The organism is Nostoc sp. 'Peltigera membranacea cyanobiont' 232, assembly GCF_002245985.1.
GTDB lineage: Bacteria > Cyanobacteriota > Cyanobacteriia > Cyanobacteriales > Nostocaceae > Nostoc.
The window spans coordinates 18,169-40,654 of the sequence record NZ_NOLK01000067.1 but is presented as its reverse complement, the minus strand read 5'-3'; the positions used below and the strand labels follow the sequence as shown (position 1 = coordinate 40,654).

The following is a 22,486-nucleotide window of genomic DNA, read 5'->3' as shown; positions in this document are numbered from 1 at the left end:
GTATGTATACCGTACCCGCATTTCTCACAAGCTTCAGGCGTTTGATAGAGCAGAGGGGCAGAGGGGCAGAGGGGCAGAGGGGCAGAGGGGAAAGAACTTGGTATTTTTGTTCTCTCCCCTGCTCCCCTGCTCCCCTGCTCCCCTGCACAAGCACGGGCTTTGAGAGGTGTGGTGAGAAATCCGGGCTGAGAAATCCGGGCGTAGACCTGTAAGGGAGATAAGAGGCTTCTTTTTCTTTCAGCTATTTCCTCCTTCCCATATCTGAAGTTGTCTTTCTGCCGCAACTATGCAATTGAGATGCTTAGGTGGATACAGAAAATGATCGTAAGCTAAGGCCATCTGTCTAGCAGCTTCACCCTAGACGGCTAATCTTTTAAGCAGTTCCTCAATTTGGGCCGGAAGATATTGGTATTTCGATGTCAGCAGGGTATTTCTCAAATCTGCCTGACGATGATGACGGTGAGTATAGCCAATAACTGTGATAGATTGCTGTTAACTTTCAGGGTAGCTGCTTTGTCTGTAGGCTGTGTAGATATGGTGGCGCTATATACCAATAAAGTTATCTGTTGCCAGATGTTCGAGTCTGCACCAAAACCATTTCCAGGAATTATTCATCAGCAGAACGTTCAAAGACTACTGAAAGATTATTTGCTGGCATTTGGTAAATCTGTTTCAAGATGAAATGTTCTGCCTTAGCTGCTGCTACTACATCATCTAAGTTCCGCACACCCCATTCTTGATTTTGTCCACGTAAATATTCGTCAAAAGCTGCATTACTCGCTGCTGTATGTTTTCCACCTTGTTTAAAAGGCCCATATAAATAGAGGATTCCTCCTGCTGTTAAGATCCGGCCTGCCCCTGCCATTAGTCCTAGACAAGCTGACCACGGTGAAATGTGAATCATATTAATGTTGACGATCGCGACTATTGGCTCCAGATTCAGCCTCTGAGTCACTGCCTCTTTCTCCACTGCCCAAACTGGTTCTCTAACATCTAGCTCAAGCGGTGCATAAACATTATGGCATCCGTCGTGTTCAGTCCATGCAATAATGCTGGCTCGTAATTCTAAATTTACATCTGTCGGTAGCCACTGACAATCCCTGAACCTAGACGCAAAAAAGACTGCGTGTTCACCAGTACCGCTTGCTATTTCTAAAATAGTTCCACTCTGAGGCAATACTTGCAAAAGTATTTCTAAAATTGGTTCGCGATTGCGCTCAGTTGCTGGGGCGTATTGTCTTGCGTCTTGTGGTGTCACCATTAATGAATTCAGCCTGTTCGCTTATATCCCCCGAATTCTATGAGACTGTTGGTCAATTCACAAGGGGTGGGGCATTTACCAAATAGCTTATACCATTTCTGTATGAACGTGCGCCGAACTATATGAGGAACGAACCGCATTCGCGCAGCGTCTCGTAAGAGTTGGACGCATAGACGCAAAGCGGTGAAGCAGCGCGGTCTTGGGGGTTTCCCCCATGAGTGACTGCTGAACCCGAAGGGTAGGGCACAAAGAAAGAAATAAGAAGCAAAGGAAATTTGGCGCAGCTTCACAAAGAAATGGTATTAGTAAGCTGTCCTGCATTTAATTTGCACGCTCGACGCGGGCAGGATGCCCGCACTACAATGATTTGAATAAATCACAATGTGCAAATTACAAGATTATTAGCTTACAGTATTTGATTAATTCGTAGCGAATTAAATTTGGCAATATCTGACATTGTTAATGTGTCAGCTTGCATTGTTGTACCTAGTACTTGGTATTATTCTTACTCAGCACTGTAAAAGCAGGCATAGGTTTCAATATTTAAGTTGGTTAAGCGGTTACTACATAAGTAGTCGAACTCGCGTTACTTTAAATAATTGATATATGTTGATGTGAACTATCTAACATAGACGATATCAACATTTGTTCAAATACTTTAGAAAGAGCAGTTTGAAAACGCTGACGATGCTTGAGTTTGAAAAAAGGTCTAACTATTTCTGCGTAGGCATAGCCCGCCGCAGGCATCGCACCTTTACCCTCTCTATTATCAATCACTCGAATTGCCCGCAGAGTTCCTAGTTGTATTTCTTTTTTTACCATCAACTCAGAAATTCCGATCGCACCGACACCATCTTCGATCGCTGCTTTTGTCATCTCCCCACTATTGAACACTAAAATTACATCCAGTTCACTGAGATTGATTCCCCAATTTAGTAAAGCTTCTTCAAACCTTTGCTGGGTTCCAGAACCTGGTTCTCGCATCACCCAAACAGTTTTAGTCAATTGGCTTAAGTCGATTTCTCCCCACTCAAACCAAGGGTGTTTTTGACCTACAACAATTTGCAAGCGATCGCTCCCTACTATTTCATACTCTAGAGTACTCTGGAGTGCTGGCTTGATATCTCCTTCCACCAAACCTAAATCAAACTGTCCTGTGGCCGTTCCGAGACAAATATCCTCTGTATTGGCAAGGCTACAGTCAATCTGGATACCGGGATATAGGCTCTTAAACTCACTAATCTTACTTGGTAGCCAGTAGTTACCAATTGTCAGACTCGATCCTAATTTCAATTCACCCCGTTGCAGATTGTTCAATTCTCGCAATCCCCTTTCAGTCAAGGAAACTTGATCGAGAATTTTCTGCGCTTCCACTTGCAGTAATTTCCCCGCTTCAGCAATCTCGATATGGCGACCAATCCGATGGAATAGCTTCACACCGTATTCTTGCTCTAAGTTGTGGATTGCTGCACTGACGGCAGGTTGTGTAATATAAAGCTCCTCGGCTGCGCGAGTAAAGTGTAAGTGCTGCGCCACAGCTAGAAAGATTTTTAGCTGTTCAAGCGTCATTCCTGCCATTTATGGTATCCCTACAACTTGGTGTCAAAATTATAATCACTTTCATTTATCATTTTGACAAACAAAAGCATTTGATTCTATCGGTTAGTTTGACTAAAGTATAAATCAAGGCTTCGGCACGGACTCAAACGGCCAACTAGAAAGCAGGGGACAGGGGGAAATAACCAACGCCCAATTCCCAAGCATGAAAATAAGGACTTCCACAAATGAGCGATTTAGTAACTGCTATTACCACAGGGATTACCGCATTCACTGCCACCAACATCGATGATATTGTCATTCTGACGTTGCTTTTTTCACAAATAAGTAAAACGTTTCGCAGTCGTCACATCCTCGCTGGTCAGTATCTCGGTTTTGCTGCATTGATCGTTGCTAGCCTTCCCGGTTTTTTCGGTGGAATGATTATACCGCAGGACTGGATTAGACTACTTGGTTTAATGCCAATAATCATTGGTGTCAGTGGTTTACTAAAACGTCAAGAGGATTCACCAGAGGAAGCCGAAGAAGAAACCGAGCCGTCTTGTCCCTCTATAGTTAGTAGTTTTCTCTCTCCGCAAACTTGCAACGTAGCGGCGATCGCTTTTGCCAATGGTAGTGATAATATCAGTGTCTACGTACCTCTGTTTGCCAACTCGGAATTAGATAGTCTGCTAGTTATCCTAAGTGTATTCTTCTCGCTAGTGGGTGTATGGTGTTACACCGCTTACAAGTTAACCTACTTGCCTGCGATCGCAAACTTCTTAACTGAAAATGGCAACACTTTTGTGCCTTGTATCTTGATTGGATTGGGTGTGTTTATTGTCACAGAAAATGTTACCTGGACTCTTTTATCTGTAATTTCTAGTTATATATTCTCATTAATTTTAGGTTTCAATACTCATTCATCTAGTCAAGAACAAGAAAAACTAAGTATCTAGAAAGAGGTACATGATGAATTTTCTCGTCAAAATGAATTTAAAACGACAAAATATTTTACCCATCAACAGGAATCAAAACATGAAAGTCTGGAAATCTCTGCTAATTCTCTTAATGATTGTCGCCAATCTAGCCTTTGCTCAACCTTCTTTTGCTGACAGACCAAAATTTAGCAAAAACCCTGACTACATCGAAGTCACGAAAGCACTTAACGAATTGTCTCAAACAAAAGATACCCAAACTCAAGTTGAAGGTTTGACAGCAGAAGAAATTCAAACGAGAACTGAGGAATTAACACTGCAAAAATATGCATTAGAGACGGGAATCAACTGGGGTAAATGCGAAAATCAAACAGGTAAGACCATCGCAGTATACGGCAAAAGACCAAATGATGAAGACAATGAAGATGCCGTATACGACAATGGTCTGTATTTTCTAGCTAATGGTCAGTCTACAAAAAATAACTGGGATTGTGATGGCATTTATCTACCGACTAATGTCAAGGTAGCGGATTTCACTTCTAGTCCTAATGGGAAAGGTGAAAAATTGACAGGGCCTGTGGCTCTAAAGATCCTTGATGGAACTCAGTTGGTTGTTAAGACAAATCCAGATACTGCTGCGATTGAATTGAATGTTCCAAGCGTGAAAGTTCTTAACAGCAATAAGGCTAACTGGTTTATCCCAGAGATATCGCAGGATATCATTGATACACGAGTTCCTAATGCGCCTAGCAATAAGTCTTGAAATAGAACTGCATAGTCTATTTTTGAATGATTGTTTTCAATTTCAACAGGGTAACAGCCAAAATTAGAGAAGAAACCTGACTAGCACTGGTGAAAAATCTCTCTAATTCTTGGCTGTTTTTTATGTCCCTTGTTACTCACAGTTTTTCTATATCATCAATTACGAAGTACGAATTATCCTGTCAGGCTTGTTTTATTTCGATATCTGCATTAAAATTAATTTTGAAAAAATGTACAATCACAATAAGCATATTTCAATAGCGCAACTATTGCGCTCGGTGCGAGTCATCAGGAAAGAGATTTCCTACTACCTTCGCATTTTTTTGATAAGAGCCGCTTTGGGGATAAGGGTGTTATTGATGCAGTTAAAATTGAAATCCACAGAAGAAGATAAAGATAAAAAAAAGCCAGGACGACTCAATCCGTCCCGAATCCGAGATCACTTGGCAAATGAGCGAACCTACCTTGCTTGGATGCGGACAGGGATCGCTCTTTTAGGTTTTGGTGTCGTCATTGTGCGTTTGCGTGCCTTCCAAGTACCTTTGATACCCCGTCCTGGCAACGGCTGGAAGTTAGGTTTAGTCTTCTCGTTGGTGGGTTTAATCACAGTCTGGCTCTCAACAGCCCACTATTTTGCAGTCCGTCGTGATATCGAAGAAGATACTTATGAACCAACAGACCGATGGGTGTTATTGTTCAGTCTTGCTGTGATGATTCTCGGAGCTGGAGTAATCTATTTTGTTTTTACAACTTCTTTAGATCCATCAAGTCCACTTATCCCTGAGTGATGGTAAGTAGGTAGGCATAACTAATCTTATTCAGCACCCTTCATGCCTAGCTACTTATTTTCAAAACCGCACTTTATACAATTGAAATAATTCCCCTGATTTTTGAGTTATTATTTTAGCACCAGCCGCCTTAATGGTTTTTTCCCACTCAGCTACAGGCTCTAAAAACACCTCAGCCCCCAAATAGGTTTCCAGAACAGCCCAATCTTCTGCTAAAGGTTGTTCTGGATTGAGGATGTCAAATACAAAATGTCCACCTGGTTTTAAGACTCGCTTAACTTCTGCCAGTACTGCATTCCAGTATTCGAGTGGAAAATAGCAGCTAAATCCTGTTGCGATCGCTAAGTCAAACTGCTCTGGTGAATAGTTTAACTGATGGGCTGCTCCCAACTCAACACCTTTGAACAGCTTGGAATTCAACTGTGGCCCGCGAGAATTAAGGGTATCGCGTGCCACGTTACTGATTTCTTGCCCATGAAAAAATGCTTGCCAATCCCGCCAAGGATAGATTAAAAAGCTGATACCACAGCCAATATCTATACAGTGCTGGTTTTTTTGAGGTTGAGCAACTTCCCAAAAAGGGGAAGCAATTCTCCCTGCAAAACTACCTCCAATCCACTCACGGAATATCGGCATCGCCTGGACTTCGGTTGGGAGTTCAAAGGTTTCACGTTGATACTCTCGGTTAAAGCGATAGGCTATTTGGGCTAATCTTTCGTCCCAATTGGTTGATTTGGCTGAAGTAAAGAGATTTTGGAACTGCGAATCAGACTTTTTAGACATTAGGTTTTTGCTACTCTTTCTCAGAATTGTAGTCAAATTCGCTTTGTGATGTCTGTTACGTCTGGGCGTAACTATAGGAATCCGGTTTGATTTGGAGAAAAGATCCGTAGGGGAGCCAGTCGTGTGCGCGGGTTTCCCGACTTGGGCGGTAGCGACTGTGCGTAGCGTCACTGGCGTTGTGTTAGCACGGAGAGTACGGCACTAAACCATCGATAATGGTGCGTTACGAACTTCGTTCTCACACAGCCTACAATACCTAATTTTGTTCAAAAATCAAATAGGAGTCTTATATAAAGCAAGTTGGTTTTCTAGGTTATTTACCAGAGTGGGGTTGAATAAATGGCTAAGTTTGAATTAGAATCAAAGAGAGAAGTTTGGCTTTTTAACAAAATAAAGTATTGCGAAGTTATCTGAATATATATTGCGTATCTTCTCGATATATTGAGGATTAGTCTCAGTCAAGAATATTCAGCATTAAAGTATAGGTAGCACAATTAAAGCGACTCAAAAATAAGGAGTCCAAATATTATGGCTATTTCCAAAATCCTTGGTAATATAACCCAGTATATTTCTGAAGCTGCAATGCGGATTTTTGGCCCTAATGATGATGCTTATCCTGCTATTGGGGTACAACCTTTTACAGGTGAGCCTTATGATAAACGTACAGATGATAACTAGTAGGCGCTGATATAGCATTGATAGAGAATACGGGAGTCGAAATTCATAATTCAGCTTGGGCAGTGAGTAGGAGATTCAATCAACCATATAATTGAAAGCCATTAGATTGTAGATTTAGCTCTGTACTTAAACCCCTTTATTTAAAAGTAGTGGCGTATTGGAATATGCCACTACTTTTAATTTATGATGTATTCTAGCTCGCGACGAATAGACATATTGTAAAATTCAATTATTCACAACTATAGGACTTGTATTTTATTTTTTAAATCCACTCTACATATACTTAGATTTATTCAAAAATCAAATATGATTGCTATAGCCTTCAGCTACTTTAAAAGCCGAAGAATGAGAAATAATTGCTACACCAATATTTTCTGCTTACCCCTATGAATAAACTTGAAGCTTTAGGTAGTCATAAATTAAAAGTTTCATTCATGCGCTGTTCTAAAGCTTCTAATAAACCATCTACATCCTTCCCAACTTGCTCAAAACAAATGGGTGGCGCGGGTTCTGGTGCAAACTGAATTAACTTAATTTCACCCTTACCAATCCCAATCATCACAACTTCCAGTTCAGGTTTATGATTCTCGACAATTCCCAATATTTCCTGAAGCCGATTTTCAACTTTAATATTTAAATTCTCTATCTGCTCTTTCGGACAATAAACAAAATGCGGCGTTGGTTGCAAATCAATACCAACAGTACCCTGACTGTCACCATTTGCTAACCACAATCCCCAAAACAGCGCCGCCAAGTCCTGCTGATTTGCTTTTACAAATCTATCCAACTGGCCACGCCACTTGTTATCACCTGATTCTGGTTGGTTATTGCCAAAAAACATAAATAATTTGTAATTTGTAATTCGTAATTGAGACAGAAATAAGGCGCGAAACTTATCTAAAACCCGATTGTACGGCCAGAGACTAAAATAAATCCGCGATTTATCCAGCAATTGCTCATGGGTTCCCGACTCTACTAATTTCCCATGTTCTATGACATAAATGCAATCGGTATTGCGGATGGTAGAAAATTATAGTTCTATCTACTGTAATCTGTTCGCGCGATCGCCAGATTGCCGCTTCTACTTTAAGTAAGTTGGCACAATCAAACCAAACTGTGTGAAGAAAAGTAAAGAAGGCTCAAACCCTTTTTCCCCTTGCTCCCTGCTCCCAGCCTTATCCAAACGATAATTATTTACGCCGACCTCCTTTATTATCTACCGCCGAGGTAGCTTCATCTCAAACCAAAACGGGCGGATTCTTCAAGACTGCGATCGCCCGCTACAAGTTAATAACAATATAATTTTGACTTTTTTCGGAGATGTCTATAATAAAGGAGCTTTTCCCTCCAGGCTCTTTGAGGTTCCGGGCATTATGCTTAATTGCCCGGATTATGACATCTATCTGTCTATTAACAAATTGTCTATGAGAGTTGAAATGGAATATGGCAATATCTGATATCCTCCAAGAACCACAGCGTCTGGATCGTTTATTTAGTGGACTGCGTGGTGATTTGACGGGAGGACTGACAGCAGCAGTGGTAGCCTTGCCTTTAGCTTTAGCTTTTGCAGTGGCAAGTGGAGTAGAACCAAAAGCTGGGCTTTACACGGCTATTGTAGCAGGAATTGTAGCGGCAATTTTTGGTGGTTCCTCAGTACAGATTACAGGCCCAACAGGTGCAATGGCTGTGATTTTGGTGGGAATTGTCGCCAAGTACGGCATTGAGAAAGTTTGGATTGCTGGGGTAATGGCTGGGATTATTCAGGTTGCCTTGGGGGTTGCCAAACTTGGACAGCTAGTGAAGTTTATTCCCTATCCAGTGACAGCAGGCTTTACCAATGGTATTGCCGTGATTATATTTTGTGGTCAGTTAAATAATTTCTTTGGCTTAAAACTACCGCGTAGCGAACATTTTTTGCCAGAAGTTTGGCAAACTGTAAGTCATGTAGAAGCTCTAAACTGGGCTGCTGTTGGGTTGGCAATGGTGGTGATTGCAACCACGGTTTTATGGCCTAGGATCAATACCACAATACCAGGTTCTTTAATGGGGTTGGTCTTGGCAACAGCGATCGCTTCTTATTTCCATTTGGATGTACCCACAATTGGCAGCATTCCGCAATCTTTACCAATGCCCCAAGGTATTCCCCATTGGAATAATTTTAGGTTAATTCGGGAACTGATTAATCCAGCTTTGGCTTTAGCAGCACTGGGAAGTATTGAATCGTTGCTGTCGGCGGTAGTGGCTGATGGGATGACAGTGAGCGAAAAACACAATAGCGATCGCGAATTAATTGGTCAAGGATTAGCAAATATTATTGTGCCATTTTTTGGTGGCATCCCCGCAACAGGTGCGATCGCTCGGACTGTTGTCAATGTCCGTTCTGGCGCGAAAACCCGACTATCTGGGGTAATTCACGGCGTTGCTTTAGCCATTATTGTTTTAACTTTAGCACCCCTAGCAGCACAGATTCCTTTAGCTGCACTTGCGGGTATTCTAATGGTGGTTAGCGTGCGGATGATTGAGTGGAAAGCCATTGGTTTATTAATGCGTGCTACCTACTCCGACTTTGCTGTGATGATTCTCACCTGGCTAGTAACAATCTTGTTTGACTTAGTTCTGGCTGTGGAGGTGGGATTGATTGCAGCCGGAGCCTTATTCATCAAACAGATGAGCGATTTAAGCCTAGTCAAAATACCTGAAACTGAAGTATTTCCCCCTGGTACTCCTCTGGAATTAGGTAAGGAAATTGCCGTTTATCGGGTAGATGGCCCCGTATTTTTTGGTGCTGCTGAACGGTTTGTTACCTTCGTCCGCCATCAACCAGAAGTAAAGTATTTAATTCTCCGGTTGCGGTTTGTGCCAAATATGGACACAACTGGGTTAGTAGCCTTAGAGGATATTTACCACGACTTGGAACGGCACGATTGCCGCTTAATTCTCACAGGTTTACAACCCGAAGTCAAACAATTACTAGAACGTTCAGGATTGTTAAAAACAATTGGGTTATCAAATTGTTTTGAAACAACAACAGATGCGATTTGCTCTATCTCTCCTCAGATTGAAGGATGTTCTCAACCGATGGCGGCTGATTTGAAAACCAAAGAATTGATGGAATTAAATGACTGAGAAGATTTTGCCATTAGTCAAAAAATCCTCTGCCCACATTTTTGTCAGATTCACGCTGACTGACATCCCGCCCAGAACTTCAGTTTAGGGCTGATAGCTTGCATTCCACTCAAGTGGACTGAATTGATCGTTTATAGGACTTACGCACACTCTACAAATTCTTCTCTTCTCTACGAGAGGCTATACCAACCAGACGCTACCGTTCGCGTAGTGTCTCGTAGAGAAAGCGACTTGGTGGTAAATCCAAGTCATCCATCCATACTCGCCTAAAGGTTGATGTTTATTCTATATTTTATGAGATTATGAAAAGAATATGAGAAGATCGACGGCAAAATAAATGGCTCCCCCAGAAAACAAACCTAGCTTACCAGAGGTTCACCGCAGCATTAGAGTCCCTAACAGCAGCAGCTTTTGGCGCAAGATGATGGCTTATACAGGGCCAGGGTATTTGGTTTCAGTGGGATACATCGATCCTGGGAATTGGGCAACAGACATCGCTGGGGGGTCAAAGTTTGGGTACACACTATTAACAGCGATCTTGTTGTCGAACCTGATGGCAATATTACTCCAATCACTATGTGTCCGTTTGGGAGTTGCTACGGGGCGAGATTTGGCACAGGCTTGTCGGGACTATTTCAGTCCAAGGGTAAGCTTTTGTTTGTGGGTACTGTGTGAGATTGCGATCGCAGCTTGTGACTTAGCAGAACTACTAGGAAGTGCGATCGCCCTACAACTTTTATTTGGTATCCCTTTGATATGGGGTGTTTGCATCACAGCACTGGATGTTCTGGTATTGTTATTCCTGCAACATAAAGGCTTTCGCTATACAGAAGCCCTGGTAATAATGCTGGTAGCAACAGTAGGCATCTGTTTTACAGCAGAAATTATCTTTTCTCGTCCCGATCTGGGGGGTATTTTGTTGGGATATCTACCCAAAAAAGAGATTTTACAAAATCCTGAAATGCTCTATATTGCTATCGGTATTTTAGGGGCAACAGTGATGCCTCACAACTTATATTTACACTCCTCAATTGTGCAAACTCGTGATTGGCAACCTAATACTGAAAAAAGGTGGGAAGCAATTAAGTTTGGCACAATTGATTCAACTTTTGCTTTGTCTTTAGCACTATTTATCAACTCAGCAATTTTAATTGTGTCTGCTGCGACATTTCATTTTTCGGGTAATCAGAATGTAGCAGAAATTCAAGATGCTTATAAATTACTTTCGCCAGTGTTAGGAGTTAGTTTTGCCAGTGCTATTTTTGGTATTGCCTTACTTGCTTCTGGACAAAGTTCAACGCTGACTGCAACTTTAGCAGGACAAATTGTTATGGAAGGCTTTTTGCAATTTCGCTTTCCATCTTGGTTACGCCGTTTAATAACCCGTTTGCTTGCCATCATTCCAGCGATAATTACCATCATTATTTTTGGCGAACATAGTACAAGTAAACTGATAGTTTTTAGTCAAGTTATCCTCAGCTTACAGTTACCATTTGCAGTGATTCCATTGGTGATGTTTACGAGTAATCGCCACTTGATGGGTGAGTTTGTGAATCCCTTGTGGTTAAAATCTTTAGCTTGGTTAGTTGCTATTGTTATCGTAGGTTTAAATGTTTGGTTGCTATTACAAAGTATTTTGGGATAAAACCTCTGAGGGGGCGAACTTTCAAGATTACTATAACCAAGGGGTGCAAAAGCTTGAACAAGGTAGCTTTACAGGTGCGATCGCAGATTTTAACTCTGTTGTGCAACTAAATCCCCAATTTTACGAGGGTTTTTGCCTGCGAGGTTTGGTTAAATCTCAATTAAACAAAGTCCCCAGCAATCGATTGCTGGGGACTTTGTTATATCCTATATACACCCACTAGACATGGCCTCAAGATTTGAGGTCATATAAATTGGTTGACGATCGCAGAACAGGCACAAAGTGTCTATGCAGACGTAAAACGAATTCGCACTCACCCATTAGTCCCACCAGAAATTCTGATTTATGGCTATCTCTACGATGTCAAAACTGGGAAATTGATTGAAATTCCAGAAGCTACACAAGTTGGTCAGGCTAGCTAGGATTATCAAATTTTTACACAGCATTTGCATCTACCCAGAGTATGAATGATACCATGTTCGAGGAACTAATGGCGATCGCAGCCACTGCCAACACGATCAATCGCCTCGCCAACGGCTATCAACGGTGGATGAGAGATTAAAGACGTAGGAGTGTAGCCTTGTCCATCCCTGCTTCAGATCGGGTTCAGCAGAATTATTGACTATGCCAAAGATTCAGATTAACGGGATTGATTTGTTTTACGATATTAAGGGAACAGGTGAGCCTTTGCTCTTAATAGCTGGCTTCCTTTGCGATCGTACCTATTGGTCACTGCTCATGCCATCACTGGTTTCACAATATCAAGTGATTCGCTTAGACAACCGAGGTATGGGGCGAAGTTCTGCTCCCGAAACTCCCTATAGTCTGAAACAGATGGCTAATGATGTTGCAGCATTGCTCGACCATCTTGCGATCGATAAGGTGCATCTAGCAGGTCATTCAATGGGTGGTCAGATAGCGCAAGAATTAGTGTTAGCACATCCTGAAAAGGTACAAAGTCTGATGCTACTTTCATCCTTGGCAAAGGGCGATCGATTATTTAACAGCATCATCGAGACTTGGGGCGATCTCTGCGGTCATGTAGACTTGAAACTTTATGAAAAAGTCATATTACCCTGGATATTTACAGATACCTTCTACTCGATTCCTGGGATGATTGAAGGTCTAATCGAATTTGCAATCAGATATCCTTTCCCACCAGCGACTCATTCACTCCATCATCACAGTCGAGCTATGCTTGACTTTGACACAACAGACCGCCTTCAACAAATTCATTGTCCTACCCTAGTTCTAGTTGGGAAACAAGACATTCTTACCCCGCTAAAGTTTTCTCAGCAACTTGTCCAAGGCATTCCCAACGCTGAACTTGTAGTCCTCGACAGTGGTGGTCATGGCTTCTTAGTTGAATCACCGGATACTGTGATTTCAGCCATGCTTAACTTCCTGCGGAAATTTAAGCCAAGTTACACTATATAGAAATCATATTTGATTTTTGAACAAAATTAGATATTGTCGGGTGTGTTAGAACGCAGTTCGTAACGCACCATCATCAAGGGCTTGGTGCCGTACTCTCCGTGCTAACACAACGCCAGTGACGCTACGCACAGTCGCTAGCGCTCAAGTCGGGAAACCCGCCCACACGACTGGCTCCCCTACGTATCTTTTCTCCAAATCAAATACTAGTCCTAATTTATTTATCCTGTTCTAAGTAAGAAAATAGCCTCTGCCAATCGATAGAGTTCACACTATTGTCTCCCTGTTTTACCTCAAAAGTAACATTAGAAGCTGTCGCTATTTTTAGCGCTTGCACGCAAAGTTCTGCCACATCTTCACGGCTGATTTTGCCCTTAATATTATCACCTTGCTCGAATATTAATTCCTTACTTCCTAATTCTTCAGTTAAAGCACAAGGTCTGATAATCGTATAAGGAATTCCACTTTCTCTTAAACTATCTTCTCCCTTCAACTTCCAAGTTAAAATTCCTCCCAATTGGTCATTTAATTTCACTGCTGGCGGTTCTTCATCTAAATTAATACCAGGGCGACCGGGACGAGTCACGCCTGCTGAACTGACTAAAATAAATTGTGGTAAAGTTGTCCCGCCGTAAGCTTTAATTGATTCCACCTGCAAAGTAAAACCACCGGGGGAAAATTTGGGATTCAAAGCCCCATCATATTCAAATTTGCTCAACATCAGTTGGAACGAACAAATTCTACTCTGCTCAATTGGCGGCGCATCTTTGACAACTTTTGCCCGAAAGACGGGAATTAAATCTGCAAAGGGAATGTGAACATCTATCCAGGTATTAGCTACAGTATCAAAAGAATAGCTATAGCCTATGCCATCCCATTTTGTATCTGTCCGTAAGAAGATTTTATAACGCTGACCGTCACCTTTGACACGCAATTTCACACCTTTGTTAGCAGATAAATTGAAGGGTGGGTCAAAATTCTTAGTTCTGACAGAAGCAAATCCGCCAGAGTTAGCGGTGGAAACATTACCAGCAAATAAAGCTGTATTTTCTACTAATTGGATATTACTAGCACTCACACCACCCATGACAACATCATCCAGCGCCCCCCAGTTATCTTTTAATTCTGCTGATGGCTTTGTGAAATCAAATATTAGTTTTTCGTTTGCTTGGGGTAAATATTTTGCGGCCGCTTGGACTAAGTTTTTAACACCTTGATATTCTACATTTTCTGGGGTGTCACCAACAATCTCCGGCTGGTAAAATTTAACACCTTGATAATATTTGGCTCTATCTGCTGTGTCTCCCTCAACTGGTTGTACGCGCACTGCTGTACAACAAACTACAGCTTGGATATCAGCCATTACTAAAGAAGTTAAGGTTTCTGGTTGTGTGATATCCGCAACAACCAAGTCTATGTCATTACCAAGAATTGACCGCGCTTTGTCAATGTCTCGAACTAAGGCGCGAACTTTATAACCCTGTTGGAGCGATCGCTGCACGACTCGTTTACCTACACCACCTGTTGCACCCGCTACTAGTATTACACCCACGTTTCTCCCTCCATTGGGTCTATCTTGATTATCCTTAGGACGACCTTGGATTAACTGCTGTACCCAGTTAAGGAAAGGAATTACCTCAAAGTAAGTCAGGGTTTCAATAAACCTGGCTAAATCCCATTGAGAACGATTTTTGTCAGTCATATTTGCGTCCTCATAACTTTCTTAAGTCTAGCCCAATGTCTGTTTCTCCAAATCCTCCGGTACTCAGAACTTTGCTTGATTAAAGGACAATGGAAAAGAGATAGTTGTAAGCTATTCCCTCCAATGATGGAGGCTAGCTACAATTAAGCCAAATAGTTTGGTATTCCATGTAATGCCGATAGCGAGTATTTGAGCGTCATAGCCCGTCGGAAATATCGCTCAATCACGTAGGATACTTAATTAGGTGTTCCCAATCAAACGGTAATTTACTTATGAGCCAATTTGAAGACATTCAAGCTGAGTACGAAAAGTTTCCTGAAAAATTTGAGAGTGTAATCATTAGCACCGTTAGCGCTCAGGCAATACCCAATGCTAGTTATGCTCCTTTAGTAATGGATGATTCCAAGAATATCTATATTTATGTTAGTGGTCTTTCAACTCATACCAAAAATCTCTATGCTAATCCTCATGTTAGTGTCTTGTTTATCGAAGATGAAGCCAAGAGTAATCTAATTTTTGCCCGTCGTCGTTTGAGTTTTGATTGTACCGCAACTTTGATAGAACGTGAAACTGACAAGTGGAATCAAATAGTTGAGCAATTTCAAGGGCGGTTTGGTCAAATTATCGAGGTTTTGCGTGGCTTGTCTGACTTCCGGATTTTCCAGCTAACTCCTAATGAAGGTCGTTTTGTAGTTGGTTTTGGAGGAGCATATCATATCAGTGGTCATAACCTCCAGCAACTTGTTCAAATCGCAGGAGATGCTGACAAAAAGCAGGGATAAATTATGAATTATGTCTGTAATTTTGGTAAGCGTTCAGGGGGTGTAAAGAACACAAAAACAACCCCCAAAATTAAGCAATAAATAGTTATATTCTGTGTGGTACGTAATTGGTATTCGGTTGAGTTTTTCGGATAGAAAGCTATTGAAAAACCTGCCAATCTTTTGAAGAGACTAGCAGGCATGGCTTATCATCAATCGGAGCGGCGGGATTCGAACCCACGACCTCCACTACCCCAAAGTGGCGCGCTACCAAGCTGCGCTACGCCCCGGTCAGAATTACTATCATATAGCAAAGCTCTAGGATAATCAAGAGGCAAATTTAAAAAACTTTAAGCATTCCAGTCGCTTGTAGTAAATCTGGAACAGCAGAAGCATCCCATTTACCCTCTACACATCGCCCTGTATTCAAGATGAAGCGCAGACTGTAATCATGAGGATAGCCTTCCACTTCCATCCATAACAAATCGCTTTCGGCTTCACAAGCAATTTTTTCCTCTTCCATTAATTCAGTTGCAAGTTGCTTCATAGTGTCTGCTAACTGTGCTAGTAGACGGCAAAAATCATTCAACTCGGCTTCAGTTAACTCAATCGCCCAATTATCTGTACCGACTAAACCTTTAAATTCAGGTGGATCGGGATTCCAGCCAATACGCCAGCCAGATCCGGTTTTGATAACGCGTTCCATAATTAGTTAGGAGTTTACAACTCACAATTCCTAACTTTCCCACTATCTCAGTAGTTCAGCACCTCCTCGTTGGGGTGACTGTGGAGTAGTTGATTTACTAGGAGTGGCTGTGGTGTCAGGAGTGGGGGATAGGGTATTTTGGGAAGTGGTGGGGTTAAATATATTTACTAAGACTTGCACTAGGGCATCTCGCTGACTGCGAGTAAGACGTGCGATCGCAGCTTTATCGCCATCAATAGGATTTTCCCGTAGCGAATCATTGCCCGGATAGGTAGTATCATACATAATTTCATTCGCGCCCAGGTAATCAGCTAAAGTCAGCTTCCAATCCAAGCGATAAATTGGGGCACGCCCTTTGGTATAAACGTGATATCTAATCAGACGATTTACTAGGGTGTTGGTTTCGGCAACTTTCCCATTTTCTTTGCTGATATACTTGTTTTCCCGTGGTAAATCTGGCAATTGCTGATAAACTAGCTGCCAAACATCGCCAGGAGTGATTCTTTGAGCATAAGCAGGTTGGATACTAAATAAATTTCGATGTAGTGATTTACCCATCCCTGAACCCAAAACAGTTACACTCACTACCATTAAGGCAAGTAGTATTGGTGTTGGCGGTAGCGGAGCGTTTAGCCCGTGCTGAGTCACGAGTTTTGAGAGGATTGATCTAGGTAGAATTTTTTTCTTGCTCATAGAACGATATCTCGAAATGAGAGTGCTATCACACTGTATTTTTACTCGGCATGGGCTAAACGCCCCGCTAACGCTAACAGCACTCTCACCCCATTACTGTTTTTATAGTTCGCCAATAATCTCTGGTTGAGTCAATTCATCAGACATTTCGATAATTGCTCTTAGAACTGGCTTCATCATCGCATCTTCGTTATTTTCAAAATCTTCATAACGCCGACGTTTAGCACGATTTGCCACCTGAACCGTAATGCGGTAACGATTTGAGGCTGCACTAATCAGATCCTCAGCCCGATGCATAATCTGAGACTGAGTTGTCTCGAACTTAGAACGCTTTAGCATAATTCAGTGGTTCTTGGGGTCATTCACCAGTGTAGCAGTACTGAGAAATCTGCTGCTGTGTATTTAATCGCCAGCAACCTCTCTGTTGATAGAGGCTAAAAGCCTTCTAATCAATTTATAAGTTACTTATATACTTTTGACTAAAGTCACATATCCTTATGGCTGACCTTGTGGAAACTGCTATCAACGCGGGAAACTTTAATACCCTGGTGAAGGCTGCTACAGCTGCAAATCTTATAGAAATTCTCAAGAGTCCTGGTTCTTTCACACTATTTGCACCAACTGACGAAGCCTTTGCCAATCTGCCAGAAGGAACTTTAGATTCGCTACTAAAAGATATCCCTAAGCTCCAGAAAATTGTGGCGTATCATATCGTTAGTGGTGATGTTCGGTCTGATGATTTGCTAGAGATTAATGAGGCAGAGACGCTTGAGGGGTCAATTGTAGCGATTGAATCTGCCGACGGCAAAATTAAAGTAAATAGCGCCAATATCCTCAAAACAGACATTCTGACAGACAATGGCGCGATCCATATTATTGATGCAGTGTTGATGCCTGCAATGGTAGCAGGGAGGTAAGGACAGGGGAGTAAGTGAGAAGTTGCAGTAAGTCTTTCCCCTTTTTATTTCCATCCTTTCTGCCTCTTCTTTAGTACTGTGAGCATTTCATGTCTTTAGACCAACGGTAGATTTTCTGGGAGACATTAGCCCCAAAAGACACAAGCACTTAACTTTATCTACACAAAACTTAATATTTACTGATTTTAGCCAAATATCCTCTCAGGCATTGCTTTGGGAGGGTTCATGCTATTGTTTTAAAAATTTAATCAATGGAAGATGCTTGATTATTATTAACAAAACCTATGAATAGCCTCTACCCTTTGGTAGATTTAACATTGACAATAAATTGTTTTATACAATACGTAGATTATACGGATAATGCCCCAGGTAGTTTTAGTTAACCCACAAATTCCTCCTAATACAGGTAATATTGCCCGTACTTGTGCAGCTACAGGTACGGAGTTGCATTTGGTAGGGCCATTGGGGTTTGAAATTAGCGATCGCTACCTCAAAAGAGCCGGTTTGGATTACTGGCCTTATGTCAAACTGCACTATCACAAATCCCTAGAAGCCTTTAAAACCGTACATCAAGAGCGGGGAGGCAGATGGTTAGGTTATACCGTTGGTGGAAATTTTAATTATGTCAACTTTCAATTTCAAGCCGATGATTGGCTACTGTTTGGTAGTGAAACTACGGGCTTACCACCAACAATTTTGTCAGATTGCGATGCTACTCTGTATATTCCCATGAGTCAACCAGGGGTTCGCAGCTTAAATCTATCAGTAAGTGTAGCAATTGGCTTATTTGAAACCCGTCGTCAGTTAGGCTATTTGCAATAGTTTTTACCTTCACTAATATTGGTACATTTACTTACAACATCTAAATATCTCTATATAAAACGAGGGAATTGTGGCAGCAAAAGCTTTATTGATTCCAGGAAAATATGTAAAACAATATACCGAAAAAGAGGTTTATTCGGAAATTGTAGTGGAAGATACTTACAAAGGGAGCAAGGTTATTATAAGAAATTTATATATAAAACTTGAGATAATGCCAAATTTGAATGATAGATTTTGATGAATTTGAAGCATCCTCAATGAGGATTAAAAGAGCTACAATCCAGTGATATACTGTGTTTTAGCTATCTCGGTTTGATGAATGCCAGAAAGCAGCCGAAAAGTAGCTGATAGTTAATACGGTTGTTTTTTAGGGAATAATCAACGTAAAGTCTCGTGTTGAAGAAGACTGATTGGGTAGAAATATCTTGAAGATATCTACAGCAGGGGGCATCATTTTTCCAGAAGTCGCAGCAATTTCATTCTCGGCAGCGACTATGGACTTGACAAATAATTTGTCTAGTCCCCGCGATTGACGCAAGACAAACGCGGATAATGGTAAAGAGTAAAACGTCCTAAGTGGTGTTAGGAGTGGTTCGGACAAGTGTAAACACAGCAAACTTTAAGTTTTGCTAATACATGTAAACTTGTCTAAATCAGAGAAGCAGGTTAATCTTGCGTAAGCATCTCTGGTGAATGCGATCTCGATCTATCGTTCGTTGCGATCTAAATCATTGACTAGGATGCAACTGAAAAATCGAGGTCAATTAAGCGCTAGTGATCATAGGAGGTCGTCTTTGAAACGAGCATTAAAAAAGAGAGTAAAAGCTGTGTTGAACAATAACCCCAGCAGCGATGATGCCCCGGTAGAAGTGCTAAATGTGATGAATCCAAAAGTTAACCGCCGGGTGCGGACAAAAGCTGCCATGATTGGCTTGGCAATCTCTATGGGAGCAACCAGCCTTTTGGTGACTCGACAAAGCGATCAAGCCCAAGCAGCGGTGCCAGTAGGCAGCCAAAAGGCAACCTCAGCTATTCCTGCTGTTCCTGACACTGAGGTGAAATTTGCCTCCACAAAGCTGGAATCCCATGCAGTCTCATCAGCGAGCGTGCCGGAAAATCCCGTTATTGTGGAACCAACGGCAGTCTCACAAGTGCCTGGGCTTGAAGCTAAATGGCAAGTCGCTACAAATAAAATGTCTTTGCAACTTCCTGCATCAGAAACATTACCCCCAGCAACAGCCAGTTATAAAAATTCCACCAACCTGAAGCCTCAAGTGGCACAGGGATTGAACAACACATTAGCCGAGACTAGTTTCCCGACAGTCAATAATCTGTCTGACTCTAGTGCGAATGGTGTTGGTAGTACAAATATATCACTGAATGGCCAGCCACAAATAGTGGCAACATCTGGTGCAGTCAACAGTGAAATAAATGCACAACTTAAAGCGCAACAAGAGTTTGCACTGAATCGCTTACAAGAAAAATCTAATCGGTTAAGAAACAGTCTGGCACAGTTGCAGTCAGGGGAAATTGCAAACTCATCACCAGCTGATACTGCTTTGGCGCAACCGACGACTGTAGTTGAAAAAACTGTATTAGCCCAGTCGGACACTTCTGGCGATGCAAGCAAAGCGAACTTGATATCGAAGTTAAAACAGAAGACACAAACTAGTGCAATTGTACCAGTAGCAGCTACACCAACAGTCATTGCGTCCTCGGCTCGAACATCTTACGAAGTTAAGCCTGGAGATACACTAGCAGCGATCGCCAGCAAATACAATACTTCAGTATCAGAAATAGTTAAGGCAAATAACCTCAATAACCCCAATGAACTGCGAATTAGTCAACAACTAATTATTCCTGCTGTTCAAGTTGAGGCAACTGTAGCAAGTAAACCCACAGTAGCGAGTAAACCTACTTTTGTAGAGTCCAAGAAAACTCCCAAGGTAGCCACCTCCCCTGTAAACATTGGTAATGCTAACTCCTATTTACCATCGACTTCACAATTACCATCTATTGCCGACAACAGCAGCGTTGCCGTGCCTACATCGGTAATTGCGAATAATCCGGTTCAGGCAAATAGTGCCACAGACTTAGAAGTAGCCCCTACCACTACTAGGTCTTATGGTGTTGGTGGTGAAGATCCAGTGCCAACAGCTTTTGCCCAAATGCAACAGCCTAAAACAGCAGCAAATAGGGTAGCAAGGGGAAATAATAGCGATCGTTTGCAGGGCTTGCAAGCGGAAATTCAGAGATTACAGCAGAAATATCGCGCCCAACAGTCTGGTAACTTAGTTGTACCAGCAGCTAGCGAAACTAAGAATGCTGCAATGCTCACTCCTATTTCTACCCCCAATAATTTCACAGTACCCAATTTTGCAGTTCGACCGAATAGCGTAGCAATACCAATTCCAGTTCCTACACCAATTAGGTCTAACTATAGCGTTCAACCAGTTAAGCCCCAATTCAGTGCTGCTGTCCGTTCCACCGAACCAGTAAACCCAGAGTTCTTGCCTAATCTCGGTTCTGCTAGTAAGTGGACTCCCTCTGGCACTCAATCTGCCACAAGAGTTGCAACGCCTTCTGGAAGAGCAAATGCCTCTGAGTCATTAGGAATGATGCGGGGAAGGACAGTTTCTCCACAGGTAATGCCACCTTTGGCAGCAGTGGATCAATATTTGCCAAGACCCATTGACGAACTGACACCTCCTCCATCTACTTCCACCTTAGCTTACATTTGGCCAGCAAAAGGTACCCTAACTTCTGGCTTTGGTATGCGCTGGGGAAGACCGCACAAGGGAATTGATGTTGCTAACTCTACTGGTACGCCAGTAGTTGCTTCAGCTGAGGGGACTATTGAAAAAGCTGGCTGGAACAACGGTGGCTACGGCAACCTTGTTGAAATCCGCCATCCTGATGGCAGCACGACTCGCTATGCTCATAACAGTAAAATTCTGGTGCAACCTGGTCAACAGGTGCATCAAGGAGAAACAATTGCTTTAATGGGCACTACTGGTCATAGCACTGGGCCACACAGCCACTTTGAAATCCATCCAGCAGGTAAGGGTGCTGTTAACCCAATAGCCTTCTTACCATCCAATCGCGTGTAATTTTTGACTGTCTGTAACTAATCGTTGCCTTGTTAGTTGAGGGAGATTATACAGTGCTGAGTACTTTCTACTTTATTCAGCACTCAAGACTCAGAACTGAGTCCGGTAAACTCCCTCTTTTGCTTTCTATGACCTCAACAGAGATGAAAGCTGTAAGAAAATTGCAACAGGGGCTATTCTTAAGCAAATTTATATGCTATACTAGACAATAGTTTTATGAAATATGGCTCAGTAGCTCAGTTGGTTAGAGCACGGGACTCATAAGCCTGGGGTCGTTGGTTCAACTCCGACCTGAGCCACTTTAAGAATAACGATAATATAAGCAGGTGTACATTCACAAATTAGATGTAGCCGTTCACAAATTAATGTCGTTTTTCACACATTAATGTCGCTCTTTCACTAATTGGTGTCGTAGCTCATTGGAGAAAACCGTTCACAAACTAATGTCGTAATACTTAGATATTTATCGAGCGTGTACAGTGACTGGTCAACATCAGACATCCCTAATAGAAAACCATAAGCTTAAGTTTAACTCAAGCTCTAAAAACTTTTACTCTACCTTGCTTAAACAGAGAAATTTTGTTCTTTATAGTTAAGCAGGACGGAGTTGAACCCTTTCAACCCATACCCAATATTTCCTAATCTTTATATTTTCACTAGCCTTGTACTGGAAGAATTTACATAACTTTTCCTTTCTTGATCATGATTAAGTATTAAATTTTAATCCATTTTTGCAGGAATAGTCATTGTAACCTAACGTGAGTTCGACGGATTTTATAGGCTTAAAGCCTTGTAAATCAAGGATTATTCAAACTAAGGCTGAT

The 22,486-nt window shown here is 41.9% G+C and carries 23 protein-coding genes, 2 tRNA genes and 2 pseudogenes; 15 read left to right on the top strand and 12 right to left on the bottom strand.

Annotation, left to right across the window (positions count from 1 at the left end; all coding sequences use genetic code 11):
• The 3 genes from CDG79_RS43925 to CDG79_RS21590 form a co-directional block, all read right to left on the bottom strand.
• On the bottom strand, positions 1–284 hold a 284-nt coding region (locus tag CDG79_RS43925), incomplete at its 3' end, for a hypothetical protein (protein WP_223278248.1).
• Positions 285–607: 323 nt separating this feature from the next.
• Positions 608–1,261: a DUF938 domain-containing protein gene (locus CDG79_RS21595; RefSeq protein WP_094343954.1), complete on the bottom strand. Its 654-nt coding sequence runs from the start codon at positions 1,259–1,261 to the stop codon at positions 608–610.
• Positions 1,262–1,852: 591 nt separating this feature from the next.
• The gene (locus CDG79_RS21590) at positions 1,853–2,839 is read right to left on the bottom strand and encodes a LysR substrate-binding domain-containing protein (RefSeq protein ID WP_094343953.1); all 987 of its coding nucleotides are present in this window, start codon (positions 2,837–2,839) and stop codon (positions 1,853–1,855) included.
• 206 nt (positions 2,840–3,045) lie between these two features.
• Between CDG79_RS21590 and CDG79_RS21585 the strand changes: the two genes are divergently transcribed.
• The 3 genes from CDG79_RS21585 to CDG79_RS21575 all read left to right on the top strand — a co-directional run bounded on the left by CDG79_RS21585 (position 3,046) and on the right by CDG79_RS21575 (position 5,285).
• Positions 3,046–3,756 carry a cadmium resistance transporter gene (locus CDG79_RS21585; protein ID WP_094343952.1) on the top strand — a complete coding sequence of 237 codons (711 nt, stop codon included), beginning with the start codon at positions 3,046–3,048 and terminating at the stop codon, positions 3,754–3,756.
• A 79-nt stretch (positions 3,757–3,835) separates the two neighbouring features.
• Positions 3,836–4,498 (top strand): hypothetical protein, encoded by a 663-nt coding sequence (locus CDG79_RS21580; RefSeq protein ID WP_094343957.1) that lies wholly within the window; start codon positions 3,836–3,838, stop codon positions 4,496–4,498.
• A 358-nt stretch (positions 4,499–4,856) separates the two neighbouring features.
• The gene (locus CDG79_RS21575) at positions 4,857–5,285 is read left to right on the top strand and encodes a YidH family protein (RefSeq protein ID WP_094333096.1); all 429 of its coding nucleotides are present in this window, start codon (positions 4,857–4,859) and stop codon (positions 5,283–5,285) included.
• Between the two features lie 60 nt (positions 5,286–5,345).
• Here the strand turns inward: CDG79_RS21575 and CDG79_RS21570 are convergent, their stop codons facing one another.
• Entirely contained in the window at positions 5,346–6,068 is a 723-nt protein-coding gene (locus CDG79_RS21570) for a class I SAM-dependent methyltransferase (RefSeq protein ID WP_094343951.1), read from the bottom strand.
• Positions 6,069–6,596: 528 nt separating this feature from the next.
• Between CDG79_RS21570 and CDG79_RS42580 the strand changes: the two genes are divergently transcribed.
• Positions 6,597–6,746 carry a hypothetical protein gene (locus CDG79_RS42580; protein WP_189525074.1) on the top strand — a complete coding sequence of 50 codons (150 nt, stop codon included), beginning with the start codon at positions 6,597–6,599 and terminating at the stop codon, positions 6,744–6,746.
• A 412-nt stretch (positions 6,747–7,158) separates the two neighbouring features.
• On the opposite strand, the gene ccmS is transcribed toward CDG79_RS42580, so the two are convergent.
• Both ccmS and CDG79_RS43920 read right to left on the bottom strand, forming a co-directional pair.
• Positions 7,159–7,587 carry a beta-carboxysome assembly chaperone CcmS gene (gene ccmS / locus CDG79_RS21565; RefSeq protein ID WP_094343956.1) on the bottom strand — a complete coding sequence of 143 codons (429 nt, stop codon included), beginning with the start codon at positions 7,585–7,587 and terminating at the stop codon, positions 7,159–7,161.
• A 52-nt stretch (positions 7,588–7,639) separates the two neighbouring features.
• Positions 7,640–7,834 (bottom strand): annotated as a pseudogene (locus CDG79_RS43920) (ABC transporter); the annotation flags it as partial.
• 355 nt (positions 7,835–8,189) lie between these two features.
• Here CDG79_RS43920 and CDG79_RS21560 point away from each other — a divergent pair.
• The 5 genes and pseudogenes from CDG79_RS21560 (at position 8,190) to CDG79_RS21540 (ending at position 12,954) form a co-directional block, all read left to right on the top strand.
• A complete protein-coding gene (locus CDG79_RS21560; RefSeq protein ID WP_094343950.1) occupies positions 8,190–9,872 on the top strand; it encodes a SulP family inorganic anion transporter in 1,683 nt (560 codons plus the stop codon).
• A gap of 337 nt (positions 9,873–10,209) precedes the next feature.
• Positions 10,210–11,517, top strand: coding sequence for an Nramp family divalent metal transporter (locus CDG79_RS21555; RefSeq protein ID WP_094343949.1), 1,308 nt, complete (start codon positions 10,210–10,212; stop codon positions 11,515–11,517).
• A gap of 16 nt (positions 11,518–11,533) precedes the next feature.
• A pseudogene (locus tag CDG79_RS42575) lies at positions 11,534–11,680 on the top strand (tetratricopeptide repeat protein); the annotation flags it as partial.
• Positions 11,681–11,774: 94 nt separating this feature from the next.
• Positions 11,775–11,939: a hypothetical protein gene (locus CDG79_RS21545; RefSeq protein WP_223278247.1), complete on the top strand. Its 165-nt coding sequence runs from the start codon at positions 11,775–11,777 to the stop codon at positions 11,937–11,939.
• A 202-nt stretch (positions 11,940–12,141) separates the two neighbouring features.
• Positions 12,142–12,954, top strand: coding sequence for an alpha/beta fold hydrolase (locus CDG79_RS21540; RefSeq protein ID WP_094343947.1), 813 nt, complete (start codon positions 12,142–12,144; stop codon positions 12,952–12,954).
• A 214-nt stretch (positions 12,955–13,168) separates the two neighbouring features.
• On the opposite strand, the gene CDG79_RS21535 is transcribed toward CDG79_RS21540, so the two are convergent.
• A complete protein-coding gene (locus CDG79_RS21535; RefSeq protein ID WP_094343946.1) occupies positions 13,169–14,653 on the bottom strand; it encodes a CIA30 family protein in 1,485 nt (494 codons plus the stop codon).
• Positions 14,654–14,925: 272 nt separating this feature from the next.
• On the opposite strand from CDG79_RS21535, the gene CDG79_RS21530 reads away from it, so the two are divergent.
• A complete protein-coding gene (locus CDG79_RS21530; RefSeq protein WP_094343945.1) occupies positions 14,926–15,435 on the top strand; it encodes a HugZ family pyridoxamine 5'-phosphate oxidase in 510 nt (169 codons plus the stop codon).
• A 195-nt stretch (positions 15,436–15,630) separates the two neighbouring features.
• On the opposite strand, the gene CDG79_RS21525 is transcribed toward CDG79_RS21530, so the two are convergent.
• The 4 genes from CDG79_RS21525 to CDG79_RS21510 form a co-directional block, all read right to left on the bottom strand.
• Positions 15,631–15,704, bottom strand: a tRNA-Pro gene (locus CDG79_RS21525).
• A 50-nt stretch (positions 15,705–15,754) separates the two neighbouring features.
• Positions 15,755–16,120 carry a DUF1818 family protein gene (locus tag CDG79_RS21520; RefSeq protein ID WP_094343944.1) on the bottom strand — a complete coding sequence of 122 codons (366 nt, stop codon included), beginning with the start codon at positions 16,118–16,120 and terminating at the stop codon, positions 15,755–15,757.
• Between the two features lie 42 nt (positions 16,121–16,162).
• Positions 16,163–16,678: a hypothetical protein gene (locus CDG79_RS21515; RefSeq protein ID WP_223278249.1), complete on the bottom strand. Its 516-nt coding sequence runs from the start codon at positions 16,676–16,678 to the stop codon at positions 16,163–16,165.
• Between the two features lie 237 nt (positions 16,679–16,915).
• Positions 16,916–17,152 carry a DNA-directed RNA polymerase subunit omega gene (locus CDG79_RS21510; RefSeq protein ID WP_073645038.1) on the bottom strand — a complete coding sequence of 79 codons (237 nt, stop codon included), beginning with the start codon at positions 17,150–17,152 and terminating at the stop codon, positions 16,916–16,918.
• 158 nt (positions 17,153–17,310) lie between these two features.
• Here CDG79_RS21510 and CDG79_RS21505 point away from each other — a divergent pair, with 158 nt between their 5' ends.
• The 3 genes from CDG79_RS21505 (at position 17,311) to CDG79_RS42570 (ending at position 18,790) form a co-directional block, all read left to right on the top strand.
• Positions 17,311–17,730, top strand: coding sequence for a fasciclin domain-containing protein (locus CDG79_RS21505; RefSeq protein WP_094343943.1), 420 nt, complete (start codon positions 17,311–17,313; stop codon positions 17,728–17,730).
• A 360-nt stretch (positions 17,731–18,090) separates the two neighbouring features.
• A complete protein-coding gene (locus CDG79_RS21500) occupies positions 18,091–18,552 on the top strand; it encodes a tRNA (cytidine(34)-2'-O)-methyltransferase (RefSeq protein WP_094343942.1) in 462 nt (153 codons plus the stop codon).
• 70 nt (positions 18,553–18,622) lie between these two features.
• Positions 18,623–18,790, top strand: a complete 168-nt coding sequence (locus CDG79_RS42570; protein WP_181154117.1) for a hypothetical protein — start codon at positions 18,623–18,625, stop codon at positions 18,788–18,790.
• A gap of 129 nt (positions 18,791–18,919) precedes the next feature.
• Here the strand turns inward: CDG79_RS42570 and CDG79_RS41220 are convergent, their stop codons facing one another.
• A complete protein-coding gene (locus CDG79_RS41220; protein WP_143855537.1) occupies positions 18,920–19,153 on the bottom strand; it encodes a hypothetical protein in 234 nt (77 codons plus the stop codon).
• A gap of 193 nt (positions 19,154–19,346) precedes the next feature.
• Here CDG79_RS41220 and CDG79_RS21495 point away from each other — a divergent pair, with 193 nt between their 5' ends.
• Positions 19,347–21,662: a peptidoglycan DD-metalloendopeptidase family protein gene (locus CDG79_RS21495; RefSeq protein WP_094343941.1), complete on the top strand. Its 2,316-nt coding sequence runs from the start codon at positions 19,347–19,349 to the stop codon at positions 21,660–21,662.
• Positions 21,663–21,887: 225 nt separating this feature from the next.
• A tRNA-Met gene (locus tag CDG79_RS21490) sits at positions 21,888–21,961 on the top strand.
• The last annotated feature ends 525 nt before the right edge of the window (positions 21,962–22,486 follow it).

Bases quoted from the DNA above. Each gene is read 5' to 3' on its own strand.
- CDG79_RS21595 (WP_094343954.1), bottom strand. From the start codon at position 1,261: ATGGTGACACCACAAGACGCAAGACAATACGCCCCAGCAACTGAGCGC.
- CDG79_RS21590 (WP_094343953.1), bottom strand. From the start codon at position 2,839: ATGGCAGGAATGACGCTTGAACAGCTAAAAATCTTTCTAGCTGTGGCG.
- CDG79_RS21585 (WP_094343952.1), top strand. From the start codon at position 3,046: ATGAGCGATTTAGTAACTGCTATTACCACAGGGATTACCGCATTCACT.
- CDG79_RS21580 (WP_094343957.1), top strand. From the start codon at position 3,836: ATGAAAGTCTGGAAATCTCTGCTAATTCTCTTAATGATTGTCGCCAAT.
- CDG79_RS21575 (WP_094333096.1), top strand. From the start codon at position 4,857: ATGCAGTTAAAATTGAAATCCACAGAAGAAGATAAAGATAAAAAAAAG.
- CDG79_RS21570 (WP_094343951.1), bottom strand. From the start codon at position 6,068: ATGTCTAAAAAGTCTGATTCGCAGTTCCAAAATCTCTTTACTTCAGCC.
- CDG79_RS42580 (WP_189525074.1), top strand. From the start codon at position 6,597: ATGGCTATTTCCAAAATCCTTGGTAATATAACCCAGTATATTTCTGAA.
- ccmS (WP_094343956.1), bottom strand. From the start codon at position 7,587: ATGTTTTTTGGCAATAACCAACCAGAATCAGGTGATAACAAGTGGCGT.
- CDG79_RS21560 (WP_094343950.1), top strand. From the start codon at position 8,190: ATGGCAATATCTGATATCCTCCAAGAACCACAGCGTCTGGATCGTTTA.
- CDG79_RS21555 (WP_094343949.1), top strand. From the start codon at position 10,210: ATGGCTCCCCCAGAAAACAAACCTAGCTTACCAGAGGTTCACCGCAGC.
- CDG79_RS21540 (WP_094343947.1), top strand. From the start codon at position 12,142: ATGCCAAAGATTCAGATTAACGGGATTGATTTGTTTTACGATATTAAG.
- CDG79_RS21535 (WP_094343946.1), bottom strand. From the start codon at position 14,653: ATGACTGACAAAAATCGTTCTCAATGGGATTTAGCCAGGTTTATTGAA.
- CDG79_RS21530 (WP_094343945.1), top strand. From the start codon at position 14,926: ATGAGCCAATTTGAAGACATTCAAGCTGAGTACGAAAAGTTTCCTGAA.
- CDG79_RS21520 (WP_094343944.1), bottom strand. From the start codon at position 16,120: ATGGAACGCGTTATCAAAACCGGATCTGGCTGGCGTATTGGCTGGAAT.
- CDG79_RS21515 (WP_223278249.1), bottom strand. From the start codon at position 16,678: ATGGGTAAATCACTACATCGAAATTTATTTAGTATCCAACCTGCTTAT.
- CDG79_RS21510 (WP_073645038.1), bottom strand. From the start codon at position 17,152: ATGCTAAAGCGTTCTAAGTTCGAGACAACTCAGTCTCAGATTATGCAT.
- CDG79_RS21505 (WP_094343943.1), top strand. From the start codon at position 17,311: ATGGCTGACCTTGTGGAAACTGCTATCAACGCGGGAAACTTTAATACC.
- CDG79_RS21500 (WP_094343942.1), top strand. From the start codon at position 18,091: ATGCCCCAGGTAGTTTTAGTTAACCCACAAATTCCTCCTAATACAGGT.